4 protein-coding genes are annotated in these 13,340 nt (G+C 67.8%); 1 reads left to right on the forward strand and 3 read right to left on the reverse strand.

Going from position 1 to position 13,340, the window contains the following annotated elements; all coding sequences use genetic code 11:
• Positions 1-23: 23 nt before the first annotated feature.
• Together AC4ELS_RS14805 and AC4ELS_RS14810 are read right to left on the reverse strand one after the other, a co-directional pair.
• Positions 24-9,281, reverse strand: a complete 9,258-nt coding sequence (locus AC4ELS_RS14805; RefSeq protein WP_499047911.1) for a fatty acid synthase subunit beta domain-containing protein — start codon at positions 9,279-9,281, stop codon at positions 24-26.
• 652 nt (positions 9,282-9,933) lie between these two features.
• Positions 9,934-10,548, reverse strand: coding sequence for a MerR family transcriptional regulator (locus tag AC4ELS_RS14810; RefSeq protein ID WP_110777834.1), 615 nt, complete (start codon positions 10,546-10,548; stop codon positions 9,934-9,936).
• A 318-nt stretch (positions 10,549-10,866) separates the two neighbouring features.
• Between AC4ELS_RS14810 and AC4ELS_RS14815 the strand changes: the two genes are divergently transcribed.
• A complete protein-coding gene (locus AC4ELS_RS14815) occupies positions 10,867-12,135 on the forward strand; it encodes an MFS transporter (RefSeq protein ID WP_499047914.1) in 1,269 nt (422 codons plus the stop codon).
• Here AC4ELS_RS14815 and AC4ELS_RS14820 read toward each other — a convergent pair.
• Positions 12,120-13,340, reverse strand: coding sequence for a low temperature requirement protein A (locus AC4ELS_RS14820; protein WP_499047916.1), 1,221 nt, complete (start codon positions 13,338-13,340; stop codon positions 12,120-12,122). The genes AC4ELS_RS14815 and AC4ELS_RS14820 overlap by 16 nt on opposite strands.

Below are 13,340 nucleotides of genomic sequence, written 5' to 3' on the forward strand. Positions count from 1 at the left end.
AGCTCACCTCTCCGTGCCCGCACTCACCGCACATAGAGATCGTCCTCACCGAGCCGGGCGTCTGCGTTCAGCAACATCGCGGCTTCCTGACGCTTCTCCGGCACATCGTGGTCGAAGCGGCGGTCGGCGGGCTTCTCGTACATGGGACGCCCGCCGGCGATCGCTCCGGCCAGGCGGCGCTGACCGGCCAGCGTGCGCTGCTCGGCCCGCTTGCGGTACTCGTCGCGCTCGACCGGATCCAGCGACGCGATGAAGGCCTCCGGATGCACCAGGGCAACCAGACCTGACACGTGACCGAACCCGAGGCTGGTGATCAGACCGGCCTTGAGCGGGAACTTCCCGCGCAGGTCGAGGGTCTCGCGCACCCAGACGAAGTGGCCGGAGGTGGCCAGCTCGTCGTCGACGCAGTCCAGGCTGCGGTTCGGCGGGATGACGCCGTCGCGCAGGATCTGGCACAGGCCCATCATCTGGAACACCGCCGCGCCGCCCTTGGCGTGTCCGGTCAGCGTCTTCTGGCTGACGATGAACAGCGGGTTGCCCGCCGAGCGACCCATCGAGTCGGCCAGCCGCTCGTGCAGCTCGGTCTCGTTGGGATCGTTGGCCAGCGTCGAGGTGTCGTGCTTGGAGATCACCGCGATGTCGTCGGCGCCGACACCCAGCTTGGCCAGCGAGCGGGCCAGCTGCGAGTCCTTGCCGCCACGTCCGGCACCCAGGGCACCCAGGCCCGGAGCCGGGATCGAGGTGTGCACACCGTCGGCGAAGCTCTGCGCGTAACCGACGACGGCCAGCACCGGCAGACCCATCTTGGCGGCCAGATCACCGCGAGCCAGCAGGATGGTGCCACCGCCCTGGGCTTCCAGGAAGCCGAGGCGACGACGGTCGTTGGCGCGGGAGAACTTCGAGTCGCTGATGCCCTTGGCCCGCATCATCTCGGTGTCGGCGGTGGCCGCCATGTCACCGAAGCCGATGATGGCTTCCAGGGTCAGATCGTCGAAGCCGCCGGCGATCACCAGGTCGGCCTTGCCGAGGCGGATCTTGTCCACACCCTCCTCGACCGAGACGGCCGCGGTGGCGCAGGCGCCGACCGGATGGACCATCGCGCCGTAGCCGCCGACATAGCTCTGCATGACATGTGCCGCAACGACGTTGGGCAGCACCTCCTGCAGGATGTCGTTCGGCTTCGCCCGGCCCAGCAGGTTGCCGTGGTACATGGTCTGCATGGAGGTCATGCCGCCCATGCCGGTGCCCTGCGTGGAGGCCACCAGGCTCGGGTGAACCCAACGCATCAGCTCGGTCGGGGTGAAGCCCGAGGACAGGAACGCGTCGACGGTGGCGACGATGTTCCACAGCGCAACCCGGTCGATCGAGTTGGCCATGTCCGGGGTGATGCCCCACACCGTCGGGTCGAAGCCCGTCGGGATCTGGGCACCGACCGTGCGCGACAGCTTGGTCTTGCGCGGAACTCGAATCTCGGTGCCCGCCTTGCGGATCACCTGCCAGTCACTGGATTCGGGAACCGGCCGGGCCACTGTGTGCTCGGGGTCGAAGGACACGAACGCCCGAGCGTCGGCCTCACTGGAGACGACGAACGAGAAGTCCTTGTCCAGGAACACGCTGACCAGCAGCGGCGAGGCGTGATCGGGATCGATCGCACCGTCGTCGACGAATTCGCGGATGCCACAACGCTCTACGACAGCGTCGTGGTAGCGCTCCACGATCTCCGATTCGGGCACCAGGTCACCGGTGGTGGTGTCATACCAGCCGGCCTTGGGATCGTCTTCCCACTTGACCAGACCGGTCGTCCAGGCCAGTTCCAGCACACCGGCCGCCGACAACTCGCCGGAGACCTCCATCTCGAAGCGGGTACGCGACGAGCCGTACGGCCCGAGCTCGGCACCACCGACGATGACCACCAGGTCGGCCGGGTCGACATCCAGGTCGGCCCACTCCGGCGCAGGCGCCGGGTTGTGTCCGCGCGGCGGAGACGGCAGCGCCGCAACGGTGTTGCTACCACCCTCCTCCTCGGATTCGCCTGCGGCACTGGACATGTCCTCGCGAGCCTTGGCAGCCAACTCAGCCATGTCGATCTTGATGTCGCCCAGACCGCCGGTCAGGTCGGCCTTGATCGGCGCGTTGGCCGCGGCCACCTTGGACTCCACCGTGCACAGGTTCAGCAGCATGGCCGCCATCTCCGCGGTGCTGTAGGTGGTGACGCCGGCCTCCTCGACCGCGCTGACAATGGCGTCGTTGTGACCCATCAGCCCGGTGCCCTTGGTCCAGCCGATCAGCGCGTGCGCGAGGCTGACCCGCTCGGCCCACGAGCTTTCCGCGCTCCAGCGGTTCACCAGCGCGTCGAGCGCCGACTTGGATTCGCCGTACGCGCCGTCGCCGCCGAACATGCCGCGGTTGGGCGAGCCCGGCAGCACCACATGCAGGCGCGAGGCGATGTCACGCTCGGCGCCGATCGTCGACAGCCCGCCGATGAGCCGCTGCACGGCCCACAGCAGGACCTTCATCTCCATCTCGGCGCGTGAACCCGCTTCGGAGAGGTCCCCGGCCACGCGCGGCGCGGCGAACGGGAACAGCAGCGTCGGGGTTTGCGCATCCTTCAGGTGGATCGACTGCGGCCCAAGGCTTTCGATCTGCTCGCTACCGACCCACTCGACCAGCTTGTCGATGTCGGAGTAGGACGCCATGTTGGCCGGGACCACCCACAGGGTGGCGCCGAAGCGGGCGTTCTCGCGGTAGAGCTTCTTGTAGAACGCCAGCCGGTCGTCGTCCAGACGCGAGGTGGTGGCGATGACGGTGGCACCGCCGTCGAGCAGCTGCCCGACGACCGATGAGGCGATGGAGCCCTTCGACGCACCGGTCACCACGGCGACCTCGTTGGTGTAGCGACCCTTGCCCGGGTTTTCAGCACCGGCCGCGATGCGACCGAACAACGACGCGTGGATGGTGCGACCGGCGGCGAGCGCCTTGCCCTGCCACCAATTCGCCTGCGTGGCAACGGCATGCCCGGCACCCTCGAACCGCTCCGACAGGTGCGGCCAGTCGGCGTCGATCTCGCCCTCGTCGGCCAGCCACAGCTTGACCAGGTCCTCACGTGCGCTGGCCCAGCGGTCGTCGAACACGACAGCCTTCTTGGCATCGAACGCGGGAGCCACCAATCGCGGCCAGTCCGAACCGAGTTCGGTGGTGACCAGGTCGATCAGCTCGGCATCGGTGGCGGCCTCGGGGGCGCCCACGGGAGCATCCAGACCAAGCTGACCCAGGATCGTGCGCGCGGCCGAGGCCAGCACACCGTCGGCACCGGTGACCTTCTCGGCGAACTCGTTCAGCGCGGCCGAATCGACCACGCCGCCACCGGCGCCACCCCCGGCCGAGGGCAGGCTCACGGGCACACCCCGACGGGCACCCACCGCGGCTACCGCAGCATCGATGACCTTGTCGACATCGGCGGCACTGGCCAGCGCACCCGGGTGCAGACCGCCCAGGTCGCCGCCACGGACACTGCTGCCCTCACGGGTGCCCAGCGCCACCTCGACCGTGACGTGCTTGGCCCAGCCCGGACCGAGCTCCCAGGTCTTGGTGACCCGCTCGGCGATGTAGCCCGGGCGCTTGCCCGACGGGCCGAAGACCGTGCGCAGCTGATCGTTGATGGCGTCCGAGAGCACCGGACCGAACGGCTTGTAGGTCCGGGCCAGCTTGCTGACCTGTCCCTTGAGCGCACCCAGATCCGCTTCGGCCGCACCGTCGATGGCGCCCAGGTTCAGCTCGGAACCCAGATCGACCAGCAGCTGGTTGCGACGCGAGGACGCACCGTCGGTGATGGACTCGATGGAGTCCAGCGCCTCGATCTGGTCGATACGCATCTTGGCGCTCAGTGCGATGAGACCCACTGTGGCGTCGGCCGCGTCGAACGTGATGTCGTCGGGCCGTGGGCCACCGGACGGAGCCGCCGGGGCGGCTGCCGGTGCCGGGGCGGCCTCGGCCGCAGGTGCGGCCTCAGCGGACGGGCTTGCCGAGACCTCTTCAGCCTCCGGCTCCGGCTCCGGATCGGTGTCGCTGGCGAACAGCACCGCGGCATCGCGCTCGGCGTTGAGTACCTCGACGGTGCTGTGGGCGTATTCGGGCAGCTTGAGCGTGTTGGTGGCCAGACCGGCGACGGTCGGCGCGTTTTTCACGCCGATCTCGACGAACCGCTCCACCCCGAGTCCGCCTGCGGCCTCTTCGATGAACAGCAGGTCCTGCGTCTCGATCCAGCGCACCGGGCTGGCGAACTGCCAGGCCAGGAGCTCGATGACAATCTTGCGGCACAACTCGATCGGACGCTCGTTACGCCAGGTGTCGTAGTCGGCGAGGATCTCGTCGAGCGGCTCGGCCGGCACCAGATCCCGGATCTCCTGGATGAAGTCGCGGTCCAGCGTGAACGGCCGGGGCACCAGGTTCGGGATGTAGCGGCCGACGACCAACTCCGGGTCGCGGTCGCGCGGCAGGACGCGTTCCAGGCTGCGCCGGAAATCGTCCACGCCCACCCGCAGCACGCTGGAGTGGAACGGCACATCGATGCCGGGCACCAGGATGAACGACCGCTTGCCGCCGCTGATCTCGCGACGACGCTCGACCTCCTCCTCCAACGCCTCCAGACCGCGCACCGTTCCGGCGATCGCGTACTGCGAACCACGCAGGTTGAAGTTCACGATCTGCAGGAATTCACCTGTGCGCTCGGCGATCTCGGCGACGAAGGTCTCGACGTCATCATCGGCGAGGTCGATCTGCGACGGCCGGATCGCGGCCAGCCGGTAGTTGGACCGGCCCCGCTCGTCACGCGGCACGATGTCGTGCATCTTGGAGCCGCGGTGGAACACCGCCTCCAGCAGACCTTCGAGCTCGATCACCCCGGAAACGCATGCCAGCGCGGTGTATTCACCGACGGAGTGGCCGCAGGCGATCGCCCCTTCGACGAACGCACCCTGCTCGCGCATCTCGGCAACCTGGGCCGCGGCCGTCGTGGCCATGGCGACCTGGGTGAACTGTGTCAGGTACAGCACGCCCTCGGGGTGCTCATAATGCACACCGGAGGCGATCAGCGACGTCGGGTTGTCGCGGACCACGTGCAGCACCGAGAAGCCGAGCGTCTCGCGGGTGAACTTGTCGGCCTTGTCCCACACCTTGCGGGCGGCCTTGGACCGGGCCCGGACCTCCATGCCCATGCCCTTGGACTGGATGCCCTGGCCGGGGAACGCATACACGGTCTTGGGTGCGGCCAGGCGTGCGGTCGCAGCCATCACCAGCTCGGAGCCGATGCGGGCCTGAACCTCGACAACCTCTGCGCCGACGTCGATTCCGACCCGGTCGACCCGGAAGTCGACCTCGTCGCCCGGCTTGACCATGCCCAGGAAGCGGGCGGTCCAGCCGACCAGCTTCGCCGGCGGAATCGGCTTGCCGTCGGTGGCGGTGACGACGTGCTGTGCAGCAGCCGACAGCCACATGCCGTGCACGATGGGCGATTCCAGACCGGCCAGCAGTGCGGCGGCCCGGTCGGTGTGGATCGGGTTGTGATCACCGGAGACCACGGCGAACGGCCGCATGTCCACGGGCGCGCCGACCGTGACGTCGCGACGGCGACGACGCGGGGTGTCGGTGGCGTTGTCCGAGATCGCGCCGCCGGCTCGAACCGGGTCGGTCAGCTCGGCCTCGCCGGTGCGGCCGCGGATCGCGAACCGCTCCTCGAGCTTGGCCAGCTCGGTGCCATCTGCACTGGTCACGGTCACCGAAACCGGCACAACGCGGCCGACTTCGGTGTCATGTGCGGCCGAAGCCGTTGCGGTGACGGTCAATTCGGCAGGTTCGGTCGGCAGCGCCGACAACAGGTGCGCGGCGTGGTCCAGGTGCACCAGGCTCAGCAGACCCTCGACGACCGGGAACCCGGAGTCGGTGGCGGCGGAACCGATCGCGGCGAAGACCGCGGGCCAGCAGCGGCCGACCAGCGCGTCGGGGACGACGGTGAGCGTCGGCGCCAACGGGGCACCGAACGTGGCGGTGACGCCGGTGTGGTCGGCGACCTGCTCGGGGTTCCAGGCGACGGTGACCGTTGCGGCCCCGTCGACGACGGGAGGCAGGGCGTCCGGTCCGTCGACGCCGGCGGCGATGGCGAGCACCGAGCGCATCGCGGTCGCCGCGTCCTCGACCTCGACGACGGGTGCGCCGCCGCTGCGGACGGCGTCGGTCAGGGTGAACCGGATGTCGATCCAGGTACCCGACAGCGGCACCGACAGCACCACGTGCTGATCGTCGGCCACCTCAAGCCGCGCACCCGTGGAAGGGTGTGTGGCCGAACGGTTCTCAGATCCTTCACGCACCTGCCAGTCGACCGGCGCCGCGATCCGGTGCACCGGGTTGACCGAGGTGCGCCCAGCCCACAACACGTCGGGGGCGTCGAGCAGCACGGCCAAGGGGCCGGTCACGTCGTCGCGGCCCTGACGGCGCGACAGCACGGCCTGCGGCTGCGCACCGGCGGCCAGCGCCTCGTCGACGGCGGTCTGCTCGAAGCGGTCCAGCAGTTCACCGACGGGCTCGTCGACCCGGGTGATACCGGCCACCGCTTCGGTACCGGGGATGACGCAGACCTGATCGGCCGCGTAGCGCGCATCGTGGGCCTGCCACAGTGAGTCACTGCGCCACCAGCGGCGCACGTCCTTGTCGATCACCGGGACGAAGTTGACCGGCTTGCCCAGCGTCTTGCACAGCTCGACGAAGAACGGCACGTCGGCCGGGTGCAGCTGCACCGAAGCGGCGTCCGGGTAGGCCGAAACCAGCGCGGCCAGAGCGGCCTTCGGGTCCTCCAGCAGCGCCTCGCCGTCGCCGGCGGCATCGAACAGCGTCTCGATGGGGCCGAAATCCTGCGCACTCAAACGCGCTTCGGCGCGCTTGAGCATCTGCTCGAAGCGATCGCGCCAGGTCACGTCCAGCCACGGCGAGTGGTCGCGCTTGGTGTCGGCGGTGCTGTTGCCCTCGCCGATCGCCAGCTCGATGTAGCGACGCAGCCACTGCAGGTAGGTCATGTCGGCGACGTCACCGAAGTACGGCTTGGCGGTGTCGGCCATCGCGGCGATGATCTCGTCGCGGCGGGCGGCCACCGCATCGGCGTCACCGGCCACCTCGTCGAGCAGCCGGCCGCAACGCGACGCGGTGTTGTCGATCTCGTGGATGTCGGCGCCGAGCTGGCTGCGCCCGGAGGCCATGCCGCCCGAGGCCTTGCCGGCCCCAACCCATGCGTCGGTGCCCTTGGTGTCCACCAGCAGCTGCTTGACCTGCGGGCTCGTGGTCGCCTCAAGGGTGGCCATGGCGGCGGTACCGACCAGGATGCCGTCGATCGGCATCAGCGGGTAGCCGTGGGCGGCCGACCAGCGGCCGGACAGGTACTCGGCGGACCGCTCGGGGGTGCCGATGCCGCCGCCGACGCAGATGGTGATGTTGGACCGGCTGCGCAGCTCGGAGTAGGTGGCCAGCAGCAGGTCGTCGAGGTCCTCCCACGAGTGGTGGCCACCCGCGCGGCCGCCCTCGATGTGGACGATCACCGGCTTGGTGGGCACCTCGGCCGCGATCCGGATGACCGAGCGGATCTGCTCGACGGTGCCCGGCTTGAACACCACGTGGCTGATGCCGAGGTCGTTGAGTTCACCGATCAGCTCGACGGCCTCTTCGAGGTCCGGGATGCCGGCACTGACGATGACGCCGTCGATCGGCGCGCCGGACTGGCGGGCGCGCTGCACCAGACGCTTGCCGCCGACCTGCAGCTTCCACAGGTACGGATCAAGGAACAAGGTGTTGAACTGGATGGCCCGGCCGGGCTCCAACAGCTCACCCAGTTCGGCGATGCGATCGTTGAAGATCGGCTCGGTGACCTGTCCGCCACCGGCGAGTTCGGCCCAGTGGCCGGCGTTTGCTGCGGCCGCGACGATCTTGGCGTCCACTGTGGTGGGCGTCATACCGGCAAGCAGGATCGGCGAACGTCCGGTGAGACGGGTGAACTTGGTCGAGAGCTTGACCGAACCGTCGGGCAGGCTGACCACGGTCGGGGCGTAGCTGGACCACGGGCGGGCCACCTCGGGCACCGCGCCGATGGTGAACAGGTTGCGCTGGCCACCGCGGGTTGCGGCGGGCACGATCCCGATGCCGAGTCCGCGGACCACCGGGGCGGTCAGGCGGGTCAGGATGTCGCCGGGGCCGAGGTCGAGAATCCATCGAGCGCCGGCGTCGCTGATCTCGGTGATCTCGTCGACCCAGTCCACCTGGCTGACCAGGATGGACTCGGTCATCGCGCGGGCGAGTTCGACGTCGATGCCGACGGCCTCGGCCCAGCGGGCGACGATCTCGATGCCGTCGGCCAGACGCGGAGTGTGGAAACCGACCTCGACCTGCACCGCGTCGAAGACCGGGGCGAAGACGGCGCCGCCGCGGACTTTGCTCTTGCGCTCGGCCTCTTCCTTCTCAGCGATCTGGTTGCAGTACAGCTCGAACCGCGACAGCTGCTCGGGTGTGCCGGTGATCACAACGGAACGCCGGCCGTTGCGGATGGACAGTACCGGGGGCAGCACGGTGCGCACGTCCTGGCTGAACTCTTCGAGCAGCTCGTAGATGCGCTCGGGCTCGGCATTGGTCACCGACACCATCGGCGGGCGGTCACCCAGCACGGTGATCCCGCGACGACGGGCGACCAGCGTGCCAGCTGCACCGATCAGCTGCGCCAGCGCCAGCAGCTGCACGTCCTTGGCGCCCTTGGCGGCCAGGGCCTCGACGGCCAGCACACCCTGGGAGTGACCGGCGACAGCCACCGGCGGGGTGGCGGCCAGGTCCATGCCCTGACGGGCCAGTGCCCGCACGGCGGCGATCTGGGTGAGTAGGACGCCGGGCACCGACACCGCGGCAGACGTCAGCTGCTTGTCAGAGGGCACCGGCTCCTCGGCGGCCAGCGCACGGACCCACTGCAGGGGCTCGAACCCGATGGGCCGGACCACGACGAGCTCGGCGGCCACGGGCTCGAGCAACAGCTCGGCCTCGCCGGCCAAGGTCGCCAGTTCGGCCTCGATACCGGCCGAGGACACCAACTCCTCAAGAGTCTCCAGCCAGGCGCTGCCCTGGCCGCCAAAGGCGACAGCGTAGGGCTCACCGGCGCTCAGCCGGTCCACGAGAGCGTGGGTGGAGTCAGCCTGCCGACCGTCGGATCCTGAGTCGTCGTTGCGACCGGCGGACACCCGGTCGTGTTCATAGATCGTCACTGGCGCTATCTCCTCGGTGCTGCTGTGGTTCTGCGGTGAATGGTGTCGCGTGTGGCTGTCGCGTGCGGTCTTGGGTATCTGTCTGCATGTCTGGGGCGGTGTGGCTGCCCGGCGACAGGCCCACGGCGATTCAGCGTCGAATCAGGCGAGGAACGCGGTGCCGCCGGAGCCCTCCGGACGGTGTCACGCGCATTCCCGCCGTACTAAGAGTGTCATAAGAGGTGGCGGGCTTTTTCCGCCCAGATTGGTTACTGGCGAGTTCTACGCATGGGTAACCGCCGGTAACGTAACGCCGCGTCGAGTGGCGCCCAAAGACATTCGGGACAAACGTCCTGTTGGCAGGTGGTTACGGTCGAGTAGGGATAACTGCGCAGATCAAGGCAGTATTGTTATCGAATCGTTATCTAAATTTTCCGCCGCATCCAGGCCCGCGAACCGGCCGCGAACCAGCAGACAATCCGACCGATTCTGTCTAGCGAATCACACGCACCCGAGCCGAAAGTTTGCTGGAATATCTTACTCACCGGTAACTATTCAGTCTCGCTGACCTCAGTCCCGCCGACCGAATCTCGGCTTCAGGACGTGGTTGATGTCCACTCCGACGCCTCGGACATTGGGCGACCCGCCATCACCGTTGGCTGTGGGTGGACGATCACTCAGCGGTGGCCGCGCCCGCACGCAGGGCCTGGCCCACCCCGGCCGAGACCACCGCCCGGGCCAGTTCGGGCAGGCCCGCATCCGAAGGACCCTCCTGACATTCAGCGACAGCAGCGGCAGCAGACTCGGCCAGACGATGGATCGCCGGTCCTGTCACCCGGGCGAGGTGGGCCATGCTGCGGACGAGGCGCCGATGGTCCTCGGTGCCGTTGATGAGCGCGGCCAAGGCGGGATCGGTCACCTCGACAGCACCGTCCACGATGCGTACCAACCCGAACTCCACAAGCGTGTGGACGTCAGCTCCCGCCGGGTCCACGTTCAAAACCAGCGTCGACGGCCGGCACCAGTCCGAGGCCCGAATCCCCAAGGCGTCGGCCAGATCCTTGCCGCCGCGCAACGCCACGAAGAATTCGGCGATGTGTGCCGAGTTGAAACCCTTGGCCAGTAGCTGGCTGATCGCTGTCAGCTGATCCAGGTGCCGCTCGCCGTAATACGCCGAGCGCCCGACGCGCCGCGGCGAATCGAGCAACCCGCGTTCACGATAAGCGCGGATATTGCGAGCGCTGACGCCGGAAATGCGCGCCAGGTCTTCAAGACGGTACTCAGCCAAGCCGGCGTCCTCCGCGTCGGTTTGAACAGCGATTCATGCCGACACCCTACTCCCCAGTTATTGGTGCGAGCGAATTCGCAGCTCCAGCATTCCATCACCCGATGGCAGGATCGTCAGCGCGATCAGCTGCGGATATGCCCTACACCCTCCCTCAAGTCGTACATGAGAGTGCATTTTCAGCCAACTTGGTGAATCGGTGGAAAACCGGGTTGGAGGCGAAATTCACAACGGCGACAAACAGGCCCTGTCGCTCCGACGCCTACGGTGAGAGACCATGTACCCCTGCCCTGCGAAACACATTTGACGAAAGGTGCCCGCGTGCGTCCCTGGATCGTTTGGGCCACCGGGCTACTCGCGTACATCATCGCCGTTCTCGACCGCACCACGCTCGGCGTCTCGGGCCTGCAGGCAGCCGACAGGTTTGCCGCGAGTCCGAGTGTCCTGTCCACATTCGTGGTGTTGCAGGTGATCGTCTACGCCGCGGCACAGGTTCCCGCCGGACTACTGTTGGACCGCTTCGGTTCCCGAGTTCTCATCGTCTGCGGGGCCGCGCTGATGACCGCCGGGCAGCTCGTGCTCGCGCTCAGCGAGTCATTACCGGCCGCCATCGGTGCACGGGCAATCGTCGGCCTCGGCGACGCACTGACCTTCATCTCGGTTCTCCGCCTGGTGCCCCACTGGTTCGAGCCGGCTCGGGTCCCGTTGGTGGCCCAGTTGACCGGCATCTGCGGCCAGCTAGGCCAGGTGCTCTCCGCGGTCCCGTTCCTGGCGATCCTCACCGGTAGGGGTTGGACGCCCGCCTATCTGTCGGTCGCCGCATTCGGCCTGGTGGTGATCGTGTTGGCACTGGCGCTGATCCGCAACACACCGCACGGTTCGGCGATGACGCCCGAGCCGATCTCGATGCACACCACCCTGTCTCGCATCAAGACCGTCTGGCTCCGACCCGGCACCCGGCTCGGGTTCTTCACCCACATGGGCACCCAGTTCTCGGTGACGGTCTTCGCGTTGATGTGGGGGGTGCCCTATCTCACCGTGGCGCAGGGGCTTTCGGAGACAGCGGCGGGGTCGCTGCTGACCGTCTCGGTGGTGGCCGCCATCTCCGCCGGGATCATGATCGGTATCTTCACCGGGCGCCATCCACACCGCAGGTCGCGCCTCGTGCTCTGGATCATCGCCAGTAACGCCTTGGTGTGGACCGTAGTGCTGGCCCTGCCCGGCCCGGCGCCGGTGTGGTTGTTGGTGGTGCTCATCGTGGTCATCTCGGTGGGCGGCCCCGGGTCGATGGTCGGCTTCGACTTCGCCCGCACGTTCAATCCGAGTCACAACCTCGGCACCGCGCAGGGCATGGTGAACATGGGCGGTTTCCTGGCGGCACTGCTGGTGATGCAGGCCATGGGACTGATCCTGTCCGGCACCGACAGCTACTCGTTCGCCTCGTTCCGCGTGGCATGGTCCGTCCAGTACGCGGTGTGGGTCCTCGCCACCATCGGAATCCTGATCACCCGCCACAAGACGCGCCGCCTACTGGCTGCCGAGCAGGAACGAATGCTGTTGGAAAGCTTCGAAACTCACCCCGGTCGATGAATGTCCAGACGCCGACTGACGATCGCCGCGGCATGCCGGTGCCCGACGGCCTCGAACCCGACGACGACAACCACGGGAGCCGCGGTGACGATCAACAGACACACCGCCATCGACGTTCCGGATGCGGCCAGCGCCACCGCAGCCACCAGCGCAGCCCCGGCCAGCACCAGCAACAGCGCGTGGAGCAGATCGGTCTCGCCCACCAGACATGAGTAGATGACGAACATCGACAACAGGTAGATGCCCACCGGGATGGCCACCGCCAGCACGGTGCCGACGGAATCCAGCTTCGACTGGCCGTCGACGTAGTAGGCGGCCACATGGAGCCCGGCGCCAGTCGCGACGATGGCACCGAACACTGCCACGTGCAGATAGCCGTACCAGAACGACAGTTGGCGCCTGGCGTGCAGCAACTCACCGGCCGGAATCAGGAAATACACCCACCACATACCGAAGGTCAGACCGGTGCCTGCGGCCACCAGCAGGATGGCGTCGGTGGACCAGCCGTGCTCCCCCACCGCTGCCGTCAACGACGCCACGGTGCCGACCACACCTTCGCCCAGCGCGATGATCGCGAGCAGTCCGTATCGTTCCGCGACGTGGTGGGCGTGCCATGGCGTGCCTCCCATGCGCCGCTCGGCCAGCAGCGGACCGCTGATCTCCACCAGCACCAGCCCCAGCGCGGTGACGAAGAAGACCGGAACCGAGGTCTCCACGAAGATCTGGACGATCCAGCCGATCTGGGCGACGACGACCGCACAGGCGTACGTCAGGCAGGCGGACCGATGTTGTCGATCCTGCGCAGCAGCCCGTAACCACTGCCCCACCAGAGCAATTCGCATCACCACATAACCGGCCACCAGTACCGAGTTGTCGACGTGCCCACCGTGTTCGACCGACGCGAACATCGCCGGTATGCCGAGCGAGAGAATGATGACGCCGACCATCTGCAGCATCGTCATGACGCGGTACACCCAGTCGTCGGTGTCATAGGCAGACGCGAACCAGGTGAAGTTCATCCACGCCCACCAGATCGCGAATGCAGCGAAGGCAAAGCCCACCAGACCAGCCGACACATGCCCCTCGGCCATCAGATGCGCGAACTGTGCGGCGGCCACCCCGAAGGCGATGACAAACGTCAGGTCGAACAGCAGTTCCAACGGACTCGCCACCCGGTGCTGCTCGTGCGGGTCGCGTCCGGACAT

It is taken from the genome of Mycobacterium shunyiense (genome assembly GCF_058270035.1).

What these genes read in the sequence shown, in the direction of transcription:
- AC4ELS_RS14820 (WP_499047916.1), bottom strand. Translation starts at nt 13,340, where the DNA reads ATGTCCGGACGCGACCCGCACGAGCAGCACCGGGTGGCGAGTCCGTTG.